This is a genomic window from Rhizobium sp. 62_C5_N11_2, assembly GCF_051811185.1.
Lineage (GTDB): Bacteria > Pseudomonadota > Alphaproteobacteria > Rhizobiales > Rhizobiaceae > Rhizobium > Rhizobium leguminosarum.
In genome coordinates this window covers 4,768,588-4,783,901 of the sequence record NZ_JBPWPW010000001.1, presented here as the reverse complement: position 1 = coordinate 4,783,901, position 15,314 = coordinate 4,768,588, and the positions used below count along the sequence as shown (strand labels likewise).

The window sequence follows — 15,314 nt, the reverse complement described above, 5'->3', positions numbered from 1 at the left end:
ATCGCGATGGCCGGGGAGTGCCTAGTGAGTTCACGCCTGATCAATGACCGCATCTCTGCAGCCAGGGAACGGCAATCACGAATTCGAGCTAGAGCGTTTCATGTTTTGACCGAAGCGCATCCTGCGTTAGCGAAGTAGTTGGCGCATTCGTCTGGCTTGATGGTGTCTGCGAGGTGGCCGAGATGGCGCCAGGTGTCCTCGACGGTTCGCTTTTGGGCCTGGCGCATCCAATGCTTGATCTTGGCGAAGGCCTGCTCGATCGGATTGAGGTCGGGGGAGTATTTCGGCAGGAACCACAACCTCGCCCCGGCCGCCGTGACGGCATCGCGGATGGCCTTGGCTTTGTGGGAACCGAGATTGTCGAGGATGACGATGTCGCCGGGCTTGAGGTCGGGATCAACTGCTGGCGGACATAGGCAAGGAAACACTCGCCATTGATCGGACCGTCGAAGACGCAATGGTGAGCTCGTCGCAGCGCAAGGCGCCGAGGAAGGTCAGCGTGCGCCAGCGGCCATGCGGTGCAAAGCCGCGCAGCCTCTTGCCCTTCGGTCCCCAGCCGCGCGAGGGCGCCATGTTGGTTCTGATCCAGGTTTCGTCGATGAACACCAGCCGTTTCGGATCGAAGCGGTCTTGCCAAGCCTTCCAGCGCGCTCGGCGCCGGGCAATGTCGGCGCGGCCCTGCTCAAGGGCGAACAAGGTGTTTTTTAAACCTCAGGCCTTCGCGGCGCATGAACTGCCAGATGGCATTGTGGGAGACGGTGATGCCGCGGGCGGCCAGTTCGTCCTTCAGGCGGTGCAGCGTCAGGTGCGAGGTCTGTTCGATCCGCTCGACGATGAAGGCACGATGCGGTTCCAAAATACGCCGGCGATGGCCGCCCATCTTGCCGGGCGACACGCTGCCGGTCGCTCGATAGCGCTGCGACCACTTCGCCACAGACGAGACGGCAATGTCGAACCGATCTGCCACGGTCCGACAGCTCTGCCCGGCCGCAACGGCTGCAACAACACGCTCGCGAAGGTCATTCGAATAGGGTCGTGTCATGGATGCTGGCCTCCATTCCAGCATCCATGATGAATCACAAATCCGATGATTCGGGAATCCTGCCCCGATTCCGAAAAGCAAGGAACCGCTCTAGTCGACTCTGGTTTTGTCCCCTTGACCATCTCTTTTGCTCATCACGGGTTGAGAGAAAGTTCGAGTTCTTCCAGCGAACGAAACATATTCGATTCCTTTCGAGGCTTGCCACCCGCTTCCATCAAAATTCGTTTCAACTCAGCACGCACCCACTCTGCGTTTTCACCTTCGTAAACGTCGGTGAGGCCTCGAAGCACCGCCGCATCCTCGGTATCGCGAACAAGCACCGGCTCGCCGTTGTAGGCGTTTTCTTGGTTGACAATGTCGTTGAGGTAACTCCCCAGTGTCTCTACACTTAGGTGGCCCATCATGTCACGTGCGAGCGCCAGAACGACGTCGGGCTGCCACGCTCTGCCATTAAGCGCCCTGTCTCGAAGATAGAGATCGCGCACTACCTCTTGGCAAAATGTTGCCCTCAGCCGATGTCCGCTGCCGGGGATCATGCAACGTTTGAAAATGCTCGACATCTTGTTGCTGATCGAATCACTTTGAAGCGCAGAGCCTGTCTTGTACGACAGGAATATCTCATCCGGCGGCTTGTAGGAATTGCGTCTTCGTCGCCGCTTCTCGATAAACTGAATGCGCTCAGCCCAAACGTAATCCAACAGTTCCATCAAAAGGCCGATGGGCACAGGTGCTAGACGCGACGAGCCCCCTTTCTCGACGATAGAAACTGGAACGAACTTTCTTCTCTGAAGAAGCATTTCGTTGAGGGCAGATTTCACTTCGAGCTGCGTCTTCCAGTCGTCGTTTGCGTCTTTAAGTCTCGTGTTAAGACCCCGCTTCAAGAACACGGCTTCTTCACTTAAAGCCGCATAGATAGCACTCAGGCATACGTTGGAGCAGCCTATCGCCCGAAATCCGGCAAAACGCATTAAGTTCGCCACCAGAAACCAGGTGCTTCGACGATTCAGATCAACTTCAATCTGGGTCGATGTAATTATCTCCCCTGCCTCTTCGTCGCTCGGGGTGGGGCGACCCTTTCGTATTTTTTGTTTTTGCTCTTCCCGATACTGCACCGAGATGGGCGTGCTGTGGTCGTCGATTTTATACCCAATCCTCTTAAGGTGAATCGTGGCGAGCGTATCACCTCGTCGCTCGCGAAGGACGACGCCGGGCTCCTTTGCAAGGAAACGATAAAAAGCCAGTATGGTATTAAGCTTGGCTCCATCTGTTTCGGTATAGTTGACTTTGCTTAAAGGATTGAAAGTCACCACGTTTCCGAAACGTGAGCACCCGGACGCTGCATAATTCTTCAGGTCGTCTACGTCCGCCTCTCTGAAGCTGATGGCGTTGAAAAAAAGATAATCCCAAAAATCCGCCAACGCATAAGCGGCCTTTTCGACCGTCCGCCATCCGGCGCCGTCAAGTGCTAAGGTAGTAAGGTAGCGGTTCAAGGCATTGACGTTGCCCTCGCGTTGGTTAAAGCAAGTCACGAGCTTGCTCACCTTTCGTCCACCAACCCGTAGATTAGACGCTCTCGCGATCACTCGTGTCGCAGCAAGTTCCATCAGTACAAATCCCACGCCGACGTAAGGTATTTGCTCTTTGGCGATAATCGAGCGATCTCATCCCTGAACTCTGACGCGAACATCAGCAGCCGCGTCAATTGTTCTGACTGCGCGGCGACAACGGCTTTCAAAGACTTTACGGTGTCACCAGGCGCCAGCGATCCGACTGCCACCTCGAGTTCGGACAGTTTTCTTCGCACCTCGTTTAAGCGCTCGCGCAGAAGCTTATATCCTTGCGGGCATTTTGGAGAAGTCAGTGTTGGATCCGAGAACTTGAAAATCCCTCGGCCTGGATCGTCCCACTCTCGGAAGTCTTCCAGCGTTTTCGGCCAGTAATCTGGGAGCTTCTTCGCACTCTTGGCGATCTCGTACGACCTCTCCATCGCTTCTACCTTCACACGGAAGGTTTCCAGCACAAATGGGCCCTTTTTTCCCTTACTGAGCGACTTGGCTCGCGACGGCTGTTTTTTCAGCGCAGATGATTCTATTGCCATTGCATTAAGCTCCGGCGTGAGTGTTCAGGAGTTTCACGCGCTGTTCGACGTAAACAAGGTGCTCATCATTCGCTTCGCGGAGAGATGCGAACGCCGACGCTACTTCACGGTCCCAAAAAGGCGCAAGGACTGGTAGGCCCGCTCTATGAGGGCAAACAAGGCAACCACCTTCGTCCGCAAATGTGAAGTCTGGACCATCGAAGACAGCGGTCGGAATCCCTGTCACATCGGACTTCAACTTCAAACAAGAGGCGTGTGCGTTATCTGCGGGGTTTTGGCCCAGGCCACATAGCGAATGACCTTCTTTGTGTACCCGCAACATTCTCTCCTTAGCTAAGCCAGCCAAGGCATCCAGGAAAGTTGCGGGCGCACCCGTGGCGCCAGTGATATGCACTTCTGACGCAAATTGTTTCTTGAGAGCATCGATCTCGTCCGTAAGGAGCCGCCCGAGGGGACCCGAGAGGACAGCGCCTTCCGCCACAGACTGTAGGATATCTTTGGTAAACTGCAGCCTGCTACTTTCCACAACTACCAAACGTTCCACGGTTGCCCGTTCGGTTGCTGAGCGTCTTTGCTCTGCTGCCTGCCTCTCGTCCCAAAGCTTAATCGTGCTCCGTGACCGAGACGATATGTAGCCCATCGTCGTTTCTGGGTTGAAATGTCGATACTGTAGGCTCAGTGCCGCTAAGTTCGGATACATATATCTCCAGAAGTAAGTGATACCGAAAAATTTCCTCAACTGGTGAGCAGAAAAATTCCACTTCGTTCCATCCGGCAGCGGTGGAGTCTCGCACCACGCAGCAAAGGAGGTTAGGCAAGCATTGATGTCGACATCGATCAGTTGGCCGGTGAAGACACAGTTGAATTGCAGCAGCCAATTGTCCGCTGGCGTTTCACCTATTTCGCGCAACCGCTCGAGGATAGAGACGGCCACTTGCACCGACTTCGGCACGGGAATGCGATCCACGTCCTTCTTGTTTTTCAAAATCAGAGAGTGAAGCCAGACGGCACCGTTTGGATCAAGTTCTATACAACCGACCTTGAGCGCGAAAATCTCGTTTTTCCGTCTCGCGGAGAACGCAGCGATTACGATGACGCATGCGGCGACCAGGATCTCGTAGATTGCATAACGCAGACCGGTACGATCCTGACGTACGCGACTCGCGACATTGGGAGTGATTTCCTCAGCGCCAAGTTTCTGTAGACGCTGGTTGGCCTTGATTAGTTGTTGGTGCGCGCGCTCGGTATTGTTCCGTGCACGGGCCTCCGCCAGATTTAAGAGGTGTGTGGTGGCATCATCGAGGATCAAAGTAAGTGCCGAATTGATAAGCCAACTCGCTTGATAGCTCGGTGGGTCTGGCCATGGGTCGCACCTTTTCGTCCAACCACGGATGCTTTTGTAGATGTGTCTCGGGCTGTTGTAGGCTTTGACCCCTATTGGGTCGTGGGTAAGCTTGCCTCGAAGTTTCCACAACGCGAACCAAACAAACAGCATCTTGTACACAGTATTACCATTGGCTTTCGCCTCGTCATCTTCGTCGTCCAGCCCTTCACGATTCAGACGAGCGATCACCGCTTTTCCGGCGACGCCCGCGCTTAGAAGAAACTTATCCAAAACCCTTCGCGCTTCCGGCGTCAGACTTCTCGCCCCATATATCCCTAACAGCTCTGCAATTTTCTGAGGTGAAGCCGACCTGTGGCCGGCTTTCAAAGGAATGTCGATTTCGTCAGCGCGATACATGCTCACAAGAGTGTCGACGCGGGACGATAACCTCAGCAACCCTTCACGACCGTTCTCTTTTAAGGACTGCTCAAACTCCCTATGCCATCCGCCGGTGAGAGCTCGGTTGTTGGGAATGCCCCGGTCGTATCGCCATTGCAAAAAAACTAAAAATTTTTTGAAATCTATGTCGACTGAAGACGCACTTTCATTCCAACCGACAGGGGCAGGTTCGAGGCTATAAAACACAAGCAGCTTGGCGGTTATCAAGTCGTTCTCCAAGCCAGCGTCATTGAGCCGCTTTTGATATGGCATAGGAGTCAAGAGCGCATCGAAGGAAATAGTACGACTTGTGAGCCGCATCGTGTCCGGGTTCTGTGTTTCTATGACCCATCGGTCATTTTCGAACCTGCCCCCTTTCAACCATCGCCGATGTGGAAGTCTGCCCATGACATAATCATGATAGATTCTGGTATCGTTTGATGAGCTGATTTCAACGAGCACTTGTTCCTCCTATTATTTGCCGGTGAGGGATTTTGGCATGGTCACCAAATGTAGAGAGGCTCGACCGCGCCGCTTTCCAATCCGGAATCGATTGCAATGCAGATCGTTTCAAAGGCTTTTGCGAAGCGACTTTCGCGCAACTTTTCTTCGTAGACCTGCACGATCGCCAACCACGGAACCCACGCTCTAATGAAGCGCTCAGGGTTGGTATGAAGCATCTCTTGCATTTTGGTTTCGAGGGTGCGGCGTGCCAGATGAAGGTTTGACATTGACGCTTCGGTCACCGGAAGCAATCGAACCGAGTCTGGAAGGAACGACATCGTCTCGACGTCCTCTGGAGGAGCCGTTTCAGCACGAGGGCGTACGTTAGCAAAGTCGAGACCCGATCTCAGGCCTAGTTGAAAACGACGATCAAGATCTCGTTGACTCAAACCCAGCGCCTCGGCGGCTCTCTCGATACCCCCAACCGCGACAGCTTCCCATTTGTCCAGGAATTTTCGGATCAGAGACGCCAAGACCGATTTCACGCCTCTTTCATCCATATAATAGAATGGCATCGGGCCCGGTGCATGATTGCCCAACCCCGTGTTCACTGCGTACTGCAGATCGTCCAGTTCCGCCTTGCCGTTCAAAGCGGTCTTCCGGATCACCATTCTTGTCAGAGGAAGACCGCCTAGGAGGGGATCACCCGATATGCGGGTTAAGAACGCCGGCCACCATTCCGTCATAATGGAATGCGCTATGGTCCGAACTCTTTGTTGTCCAGGCCTTTGATATACCCAAAGAAGCTCTTTTAGCGCGGCCGAGACCCGAGGATTTTCTCGAATCGTCTCTGTCATCTTAAGCCATCGGTCGATGACAGTTTTGAAAGACAGTTGACGTTTAAATCGCGTTGAAACGAATAGGGTGTCGTCGTTTTCAGCAACCGCCGTACTCTTGACGCTTGCCGTGACAACATTCTTCCGATGGCCGTTCTTTCTGGATTTATGGGTGTGAAGTGTATTTATCTCCACACTTCCTCTTTTCAATTTTCCCGTAAACAGCTCCGCCGGCAGGGACGCCACTGAGCTATCGTTGAGTACAGTGTCGATCACCACGATATGGTAGGCTGCGTTCGCGGCAATCGAGGACGGCATCACGAGCCTATGAACGGCGTAGTGCCCCCCGGCGCTTTTGATCAACCGGTAAAACTTCTTCAGGCTATATTTGAAATCTCTGCGGTTCCTATCTCGGATGAACTTCGCGACCAATCCAAGATATTGATCGTCATTTAGTCCCAATTTTTCCTTGAGCCATTCCTTTACATCGACGGTTCCAATGCCAACGTAATCTTTTAGGATCTCCGAGGTCTCTTCCCCGCCTGGAATCTTGGGGTCCTCCATCAATTCTTGGCCCCAGGTAAACGCCCGCCATTCACTTTCGAATTCATCGCAGAGGGACGAACGAAGTGCCTCTAAGCCATCGACGTTTTTGGCGGCGAAAGCTTGGGGCGCGGTCTCCGCGTCCATACCACCCAGATCGAACCTTCCCGCATCGATTAAGAGCGTCGCGATAGATGGCGTTTGCGACCCTGCCATTTCTGGGACACTTGCTGAGAATTCGTGGTACGGAAAAAAGCCGGCGTCCGCGAGATGGCCAAAGCCGGCCCTGATACTCTCAATGCTGGAGTTAATTGCCACAGCCTTCTTAGCCCGGCTGAGACTCTCGTCGCTTCCATCGCACAAGGAATCGAACATATTTGCTAGGCATGCCTCGATGTCCGACGGTGGCAACAGCGATTGGCGACCCTTCACGCACGCGGCAAACACTCTTACTTCCGGCCCATCTTGGAGGTAAGCGGCCTTTCCTGCGATCCACACCAGCGCGCTCACTGTGTATTGGAAATATCGATAGCTGGTGTTTCCGGTGAACTTATCTCCGAAGATAGTTTTCCACGCTCGCGAGAGCGACGCGCAGAACTTTCCGCCGTAGAGTCCTAAAACTGGCGTCAGGTGGTATCGTGTCGGATGACCCGGTATCGAGAATACATAACTTTGTTCATCCGCCATTATTTGTTACCATAAGTATTACAGAACGTTTCTCGATGTCAGAAGTGTTGCTGCGCGCTAAATCAATGTCCTTTGGTCCGACAACCAAGGATTCGATGGGCCTCACCAAAGGATTCGCGGCAATATTTGCAAGGACTGAGATTGATGAATTTTCACCCTTGCAAATTGTCAACAATTACTACATAACTAACTCCTGCGTTTATTTCGATTCGCTGAGATCTTACTTTTATTTCTTTTGCCTGTGAAGAAGGTTTTGCGCGCCGGGATTCTACGTCTTCGCGCAGTGTCAGCCGTAGCCTAACGTGATGCGATCGCAGCCCACTGAACAGTCGGTGAGGCTTCGCTGTCTGCTCTATGAGCCTGCCCCACTGAAAGGGAATTTGCGGCCCGCAAAAATGTAAGCCTCGTTGATCGCGAGTTTGTAATTTGGATCTACGCCTTCGGCGGCGAAATCACCCGATCAAAGACCGATACGGTCCAATCTTAATTGGACACGACACTCATCGACTTCAAAAAGCAGCGGTTCGTAGACAAATGGAGCCTACGAACGAAGCAGGAAGTGTCCGATGAGATTGCCTAAAAAACTGCGCTGATTTTCCACATCGTCTCCATACCGCATATGGAGAGCAAACCGTCTCAAGTACCGTTGTTTACGCTGCTTTTTCGTCTGCATACAATGTGACGAAAGTGGCCGAGAACGTCCTTCCTTCGGCAGGTCAGCAGGCGCCAGATTGACGGTCACCCGCTTGGCCGGCAGCGCCAGGCCGGAGGCGTGGAGGGCGGCCTGCACGCGCTCGCGGCTTTCGGCAACCGCCTTGTCAGGCAGGCCGACGATCTGCATCCCGACCTTTCCGGGAGCGACCATGACCTGGACCTCGACCGGCACACCTTCGATACCCTGAAATGCAACCGTACTGACACGCGCGACCATCAACCCATCCCCTTGCCGCAAACTTTTATATACCGCCCTGCAGCCATTTTCGATGCATGTCGTGATCCCAAAACCGCTGCACAGTTTTGGGCGACATGCATTAGGGCCAGCGGTTGCAATCTGGCATGGAAGCCGGAATAAAACAAGAACAATCAAAGAACATAGTCAAGCATCCGCTGTGACCTTGGTTGCGCTCGGTCGCGGGACCAGAACGGTCATGGGCGGCTGGCTCAGCCGCGCTTGCGCTCGATCGCATCCCAAAGCAGGGCTGCTATATCGGCACCGCCGAACTTCTTCACCTCGCGAATGCCTGTGGGCGACGTGACGTTGATCTCGGTCATGTAATCGCCGATCACATCGATGCCGACGAGCAGGAAGCCGCGCTCCCTCAGCGCCGGGCCGATGCGGGCGCAGATTTCCTGTTCGCGCGGCGTCAGCTCGGTCGCCTCGGCGCGGCCGCCGACATGCATGTTGGAGCGGCTGTCGTGTTCGGCCGGCACGCGGTTGATGGCGCCGGCGAATTCGCCGTCGACCAGGATGATGCGTTTGTCGCCCTTGCGCACGTCGGGCAGATATTGCTGGGCGATGAAGGGCTCGCGGAAAAGCTGGCCGAACATTTCGAGCAGCGAAGAGAGGTTGCGGTCGTCGCGGGTCGAATGGAAGACGCCGGCGCCGCCATTGCCGTAAAGCGGCTTCAGGATAATATCGCCCATCTCGTCGCGGAAGCGGCGGATCTCGGCGGCATCCTTGGTGATGAGCGTCTTCGGCATCAGATCGGAGAATTCGGTGACGAAGATCTTCTCCGGCGAATTGCGCACCCAGGCCGGATCGTTGACGACGAGCGTCTTCGGGTGGATGCGCTCGAGCAGATGCGTCGCGGTGATATAGGCCATATCGAAGGGCGGATCCTGGCGCAGCAGCACGACATCCATGGTCGCGAGGTCGACGCGCTCCGGCGCGCCAAGCTCGTAGTGATCGCCCTTGACGTCGCGCAGCACCATCGGCTCGACGCTGGCATAGAGCCGGTTGTCGCGGAAGCTCAGGCGGTCGGGGGTGTAATGGAAGAGCCTGTAGCCGCGCGCCTGCGCTTCCAGGCTCATGGCGAAGGTGGAATCACCCGCGATATTGATGCTTGCGACATGATCCATCTGGACCGCTACATTGGTGATCTTTGCCATTTCCATCCCTCGCTGAATGCCGGACAGATGTAGGTCGGCCAGATATCAAACGCAACGGCCAATCAAGGGCTTCGGCACTGGAGCATTTTTGTTTTTTGCGCAATTCCGGACACAAAACCGCTGCGCACTTTTGCTGGAATTGCTTTTCACCGCGTTTCGAGTTTCCGCATCAAACGGCCGCGATAGCTATCGAGAATGACGGCGAGCACGATGACGGCGCCGATGACGATCGGCTTGATATTGTCGTCGGCGCCCAAGAGCTGCAATCCCGTCGACAGCACCTGCAGAATACAGGCGCCCACCAGCGTGCCGACAATCGAGCCTTTGCCACCCGAAAGGCTGGTTCCGCCGATGATGACGGCGGCGATCGCATTCAACTCGTAGCCGATGCCCGCAACCGGGCTGCCGACATTGAGACGGAGCAGATAGACCATGGCCGCAATGCCGGCCGTCAGCCCTGAGATCGTGAAGACCGCAATCTTGTATCGTTTGGGCTCATGCCCCGATAGCCGGACAGCCTCTTCGTTGGTGCCGATCGCGAAGACGAAGCGCCCGAAGACGGTGTAGCGCAGCACGAACCAGCCGATCAGGACGACGACGATCGCAATCAGAAAGATCGACGGAAATATGCCCCAGAAGATCAGGTTGCCGAAATCGACGAAAGGCTGAGGCAGACCGGTGATCGTCGAATTGTCGCTGACCACGCGCGCCAGGCCGCTCGCGACGTTCAGCATGCCAAGGGTGACGATAAAGGAAGGAAGCTTCCACTTCTCGCAAATCCACCCGTTGACAGCGCCAAGAGCAGCACCCGTGCCCATCGACGCAAGACATGCGAGAACAATCGCCTGCCATGGCGAAAACGCCGGATTGATCATGATCGTCGCACCGATCACCGTGCAAAGGGCAAGCAGCGACCCGACCGAGAGATCGATGCCGCCAACGAGGATGACGAAGGTCATGCCCGCAGCAAGCACGGTGTTGATGGCAATCTGCACGAAGATCTTCAGGAAGTTCTCCGGCGTTGCGAAATAGGGCGCCGTCGCCGAGAAAAACGCCAGGATCAGAATGAGGGCAATGGCGACGCCCGCCTCCTTCAGCGAGATCCGAATAAGCTTGTCCCAGACGCTCACCTCTTTCGCCTCGGTCTGTTTTTCAATGTTGGCGGACACGACTGTACTCCTTGTAGGCGAGCGAAAGGATCCTGCTCTCGTCAAATTGTTCCCGAACTATTTCGCCCGATATCTTGCCGTCGGAAAATACGATGATGCGATGGCAAATGCCCATGAGCTCCGGCAGATCCGAAGAGACGACCAGAACGCCTTTTCCCTGAGCCGCAAACTTCCACAGAAGCTCATAAATCTCGGCCTTTGCACCGACGTCGATTCCACGGGTCGGCTCATCGAAAATCAGCACTTTGGGACCGCGGAACAGCCATTTTGCAATGACGACCTTTTGCTGGTTGCCGCCGGAAAACGTCCTGACGGCCTGATGGATGGACGGGGTCTTGATGCGCAGTTCGCGCACGAGGCGCTGCGAATGATCATCCTGCGCCCTTCGCATGATCAAGCCGTTGCGGGAGATCTTGGCGAGATCGGTTATGGTGGCATTTTCGGCGCAGCTCATATCGAGCATCAAGCCCTGCATCTTGCGGTCTTCGGTTGCCAGGCAGAGCCCGGCAGCAACGGCGTCCTTCGGGGAATGAATCTCAACCGGCTCGCCATTCACGCGAATTTCGCCGGTCGCTTTGGCATCGGCGCCGAATATGGCGCGAACCGCCTCCGTCCGGCCGCTGCCGACAAGGCCGGCAATGCCGACGATTTCCCCCTTCGCCACGGAAAATGACAATTCCGGGCTAGTACGCGTCACCTTCAGGCCGGACACTCCGAGCGCCTCGCCGGAGACGGTGCTGTCGCTGCGAAAAATGCCATGATCCGAAAGCTTCCGCCCGACCATGAGTTCGACGATGTCAGGAATAGCAAGTCCGGACAGCGGACGCGTGATCACATGCTGGCCGTCGCGCAGCACCGTCACATCGTCGCCGACGTCAAAGATCTCCTCCAGCCTGTGAGAGATGTAGAGCGTGGTCACGCCACGCCGCTTCAGGCGCTTGAGAATTTCAAAAAGGCGATCGACCTCCTTGGAGGTCAAGGTTGCCGTCGGTTCGTCGAGAACGAGAAGCTTGCTTTCGTAGCAAAGCGCCTTGGCGATCTCGACCAGTTGAAGCTGGGCGACGCTGAGCCGGCTCGCCAGTGTCGTCGGAGCCACGTCGAGGCCGACCTCTTCCAGGAGTTCCGCCGCTCTGCTGTTCATCGCCTGATAGTTCACCAGGCCATATCGGCGCGGCAGATGCTCAAACAGCAGGTTTTCTGCCACCGTGAGGTTGGAAAGCGGATGCAGTTCCTGGTGAATGACCCGGATGCCCGCCTTGAATGCCTCCAGCGGCGAGGCCGGATGGTATGGCTTGCCGTCAAACAGGATGTGACCGTCATCCGGCCTGAAAACGCCGCCGAGCAGGTTGATCAGGGTCGACTTTCCGGCACCGTTCTCGCCCAGAAGAACGTGCCCCTTGCCGCGGCCGATCCGCATGGAGACATCCTTGAGCGCCACGACGCCCGGGAAGCGCTTGCCGATCCCTTCCAGCCTCAAAATCTCGTCATCTGCTGCGTCTGACACGTCGACCTCATGCACGCTCTGTTCGAACACCACGCAGCACGCATCCCAGGGGCTCGGAAGCGAGCCTCACCTGAAGCGATCAACGCGTCAATCGGTTGCTAGCGGTGAGCGCCGGCCGCAGCCGGCGCTTCCCGTACACTGCCGCGCGTCATTTTTCAGACGCGCGATGCGGGCGATCCCAACTATTTGAGATCCGCTGCGGTGACCAGCTTGATGTCGGTCTTGACCCAACCGGTGAATTTCTCGCCGGCAAGTTCGCGCATGCCATACTGGATGCCGAGGACCGCCATCTGCGCACCATACTGTTCGACGGTGGCAAGCATCTTGCCATCCTTGATCAGCGGCTGGACCGGCGGAATGTTGTCGAAGCCGACAACCTTGATCTTGCCGCTTTGGCCGGTCGCATCGAGCGCCTTGACGACGCCGAGGGCCATCGAGTCGTTGGCTGCCATAACGCCCTGAATATCCTTATATTTCGTCAGGAAATTCGTCATGACGGTATTGGCTTCTTCCGTCTCCCAATGAGCCGTCTTGCTGTCGAGAAGCTCGAGCTTGCCAGACTTGACCGAGTCCATGAAGCCTTCCTTGCGCTCCTTGGCATTGTCGGCCTCGGGGTTACCCTCGAGGATGACGACCTTGGCGCCGGGTCCCAGATCCTTGGCAAGCGCATCGCCGGCAAGCGTCGCCCCGCCCTTATTGTCAGGCCCGAAGAAAGCGAGATCGATACCGGCTTTCTTCTTCGCATCGGCATCGAGCGGCACGTCGATGTTGATGACCTTGACGCCAGCCTTGACCGCCTTTGCCAGCGGGGTTGCCATGGCCTTTGAATCGGCCGGCGCGACAACGATGATATCGTATTTCTGCGTGACGAAGTTTTCGACGGCATCGACCTGGGAAGCGAAATCACGCTCGTCCTTCATGCCGACGGCCTTGAAGTCGAACTTGTCCTTGTTCTCGGCCGCATATTTGTCGGCGCCCGCCTTCATCTGCTTGAAGAACTCATTGGACAAGGATTTCATGATCAGGCCGACCTTCGGCTTGCCGGCCGCAAAGGCGGGCGACACGCCGCAGGACAGCGCAAGCACCAAGGTGCCGGCAAGTCCGAGCTTCAATGCCGCACGGCGCGGCGCATTGATCAAGACGGATTCACGCTTCATAGAATTGGACATTTTTTCCTCCGAACGGCCCTGGGCTCAGCTCCACCTGAGTTGCCTGCGGCAATGAACCGTTTCCAACGATATCTGGGTAGCACGCCGTTAAAAATTGTCAAGCAGTGGAAATGAAGCCAATCGCCCGCTTTTGCTCCTATGTTTGGCTCATATCGGTGCGCATGTGATGAACCGTTTCCATTGAGCGCTGGCCCGCGCTCATGCTATGGAGACTGGCGGTCAATATTGAAATGTAGCCCTTTGACGAGGGCGGTAAAGACCATTAGCTGGAAGCTTCGATCAGGCGCCCTTCGGTGTCTTCCGAAGGCGCAGAGAAAGGGCCACTGTTTCCGTTATGTCAAAGGTCGGGATTCGAGAGGTTGCCAAGCTTGCGGGAGTTTCCACCGGGACCGTTTCGCGAATTTTGAATGATCATCCCTCGGTGACGAAGGAATTGCGGGCGCGCGTCACAGCGATCATCAAAGACCTCGGCTATATGCCCGACCCGTCGGCGAGAAGCATGCGCGGCAAGGTCAGCCGCCTCATCGGCATCGTTATTCCGGATCTGACCAATCCCTTCTTCGCGGAACTTGTCCAATCGGCGGAACAAGCGGCGGCAAATCACGGCTATAATATCATCGTCATGACGTCGTTTGATCATGCGGCCAAGGAGGCTGACCGCATAAAACAGCTGACAAGCCGAAAGGTCGACGGCATCATACTGGTTCCCAGCAATGATTTCCACACACTCAAGCTGCCGAAGGGATTGCCGATCGTCGTCGTCGACCGGCTTATGCCAGGATATTCCGGCATTGCCGCCGATCACCGCAATGGCGTTCGTCTTGGCGTCGAGCATCTTTTGCAGCTCGGCCATCGCCGCATCGGCTTCATTTCGGGGCCCGGCCACTCCGTCCCCGCCAACGATCGACTCAGGGGCTATCTCGATGCAATCGAGCAGGCGGGGGAGCAGGCAGACGGCACACGAATGGCAGGACCACCGCTGATTGCCGAGGCGGCCTTCGACTACGAGAGCGGCCGTTCCGCCGGAAATTATCTTCTGGCCCGCGCGCGAAACGAGCGGCCGACGGCGATCTTTGCAAGTTCGGACCAGCAGGCAATCGGCTGCATGAGGGCGGCGCATGATCTGGGAATCCCGATACCGGCAGCCCTTTCGATCCTCGGCTTCGACGGCATCCCGCTCGCAAGCATGACAACGCCACGCCTGACGACAGTGAAACAGCCGATTCAAGATATAGCCGCAGCTGCGGTGGCCGTTCTGTTGAACAAGCAAACCGCGCCCGACCTCGACAATCCGATCCTATTCGCCTGCGAGATCTTGAAGGGCGAAACAACCGCCCCGCCTCAGCCCGATTAGCGCATAGGCCCGAACATCGAAGTCGATCGTCAGGCGGCGATGCCCTGGTTGCCGCTGTTGCGCAGCATGTTGCGGAGACGGTAGGCGATCGCCAAGGGCTTCGGGAAGGGCTTGCGCAGGAAGGCGACCTTGCGGACATAATTGTCGACCCGCCAGCTCGCCCAGGTTCCGCCGGCGAAAAAGGCGACGTCGCCGGCGCGCAAGGTGCGTTCGGTGCCATCCTCGGCAGTGATATGGACCTCGCCTTCGAGGATCATCACGGTCTCGTCCCAGCCGAAGCGCCAGCGAAATTCACCCGCCGTGCAATCCCAGATCGCCGTCAGCGATGCTTCGTCATGGCCGCGCGAATGTTCGGCGGTGCGGGCCTGCGGATTGCCGCTGACGATCCAGTCCGGATTGATCGGCGTCGGCTTCAATGGCAGCAGATCGCTCGCATGCGCGACGAAGGATTTCCCGGCCGGCTTCGCCACGGCATAAGGCGCGGAGCGCGCGGCCATGGCGACCGCACTTGCAAGCATCAGCTTCCAGGCCATGAAACAATCCCCAATTGTTATCCCTACCGAGATTTGGGGTAGCAGAGAGTCGTAAGAAGCTCGT

At 56.3% G+C, this 15,314-nt stretch carries 10 protein-coding genes and 2 pseudogenes; 1 reads left to right on the top strand and 11 read right to left on the bottom strand.

All coding sequences use genetic code 11. The features are described 5' to 3' along the window. Nucleotides 1-98: 98 nt before the first annotated feature. The 10 genes and pseudogenes from AB8B31_RS23400 to AB8B31_RS23355 form a co-directional block, all read right to left on the bottom strand. A pseudogene (locus AB8B31_RS23400) lies at nucleotides 99-1,042 on the bottom strand (IS630 family transposase). 134 nt (nucleotides 1,043-1,176) lie between these two features. Beyond that, the gene (locus AB8B31_RS23395; protein WP_439007517.1) at nucleotides 1,177-2,583 is read right to left on the bottom strand and encodes a hypothetical protein; all 1,407 of its coding nucleotides are present in this window, start codon (nucleotides 2,581-2,583) and stop codon (nucleotides 1,177-1,179) included. A gap of 62 nt (nucleotides 2,584-2,645) precedes the next feature. After that, nucleotides 2,646-3,140: a hypothetical protein gene (locus AB8B31_RS23390; RefSeq protein ID WP_222148818.1), complete on the bottom strand. Its 495-nt coding sequence runs from the start codon at nucleotides 3,138-3,140 to the stop codon at nucleotides 2,646-2,648. A 4-nt stretch (nucleotides 3,141-3,144) separates the two neighbouring features. Further along, nucleotides 3,145-5,364, bottom strand: a complete 2,220-nt coding sequence (locus AB8B31_RS23385; RefSeq protein ID WP_439007516.1) for a hypothetical protein — start codon at nucleotides 5,362-5,364, stop codon at nucleotides 3,145-3,147. Nucleotides 5,365-5,405: 41 nt separating this feature from the next. Then, entirely contained in the window at nucleotides 5,406-7,412 is a 2,007-nt protein-coding gene (locus AB8B31_RS23380) for a hypothetical protein (RefSeq protein ID WP_222148820.1), read from the bottom strand. Nucleotides 7,413-8,112: 700 nt separating this feature from the next. After that, nucleotides 8,113-8,343: pseudogene (locus AB8B31_RS23375) on the bottom strand (magnesium chelatase domain-containing protein); the annotation flags it as partial. A gap of 230 nt (nucleotides 8,344-8,573) precedes the next feature. Next, nucleotides 8,574-9,521, bottom strand: a complete 948-nt coding sequence (gene gshB, locus AB8B31_RS23370; RefSeq protein ID WP_018447873.1) for a glutathione synthase — start codon at nucleotides 9,519-9,521, stop codon at nucleotides 8,574-8,576. A gap of 146 nt (nucleotides 9,522-9,667) precedes the next feature. Continuing rightward, on the bottom strand, nucleotides 9,668-10,690 hold the full coding sequence (locus AB8B31_RS23365) for an ABC transporter permease (RefSeq protein ID WP_018447874.1): 1,023 nt from the start codon (nucleotides 10,688-10,690) through the stop codon (nucleotides 9,668-9,670). Next, nucleotides 10,674-12,194, bottom strand: coding sequence for a sugar ABC transporter ATP-binding protein (locus AB8B31_RS23360; RefSeq protein ID WP_128408391.1), 1,521 nt, complete (start codon nucleotides 12,192-12,194; stop codon nucleotides 10,674-10,676). Before AB8B31_RS23360 ends, AB8B31_RS23365 begins: the two co-directional genes overlap by 17 nt. A gap of 182 nt (nucleotides 12,195-12,376) precedes the next feature. Next, nucleotides 12,377-13,363, bottom strand: a complete 987-nt coding sequence (locus tag AB8B31_RS23355) for a sugar ABC transporter substrate-binding protein (RefSeq protein ID WP_128408392.1) — start codon at nucleotides 13,361-13,363, stop codon at nucleotides 12,377-12,379. Nucleotides 13,364-13,697: 334 nt separating this feature from the next. Between AB8B31_RS23355 and AB8B31_RS23350 the strand changes: the two genes are divergently transcribed. Next, complete coding sequence (locus AB8B31_RS23350; RefSeq protein WP_128408393.1) at nucleotides 13,698-14,717, top strand: LacI family DNA-binding transcriptional regulator; 1,020 nt, start codon at nucleotides 13,698-13,700, stop codon at nucleotides 14,715-14,717. A 29-nt stretch (nucleotides 14,718-14,746) separates the two neighbouring features. Here the strand turns inward: AB8B31_RS23350 and AB8B31_RS23345 are convergent, their stop codons facing one another. Further along, nucleotides 14,747-15,250, bottom strand: a complete 504-nt coding sequence (locus AB8B31_RS23345) for a cupin domain-containing protein (protein ID WP_018244441.1) — start codon at nucleotides 15,248-15,250, stop codon at nucleotides 14,747-14,749. Between the last annotated feature and the right edge of the window lie 64 nt (nucleotides 15,251-15,314).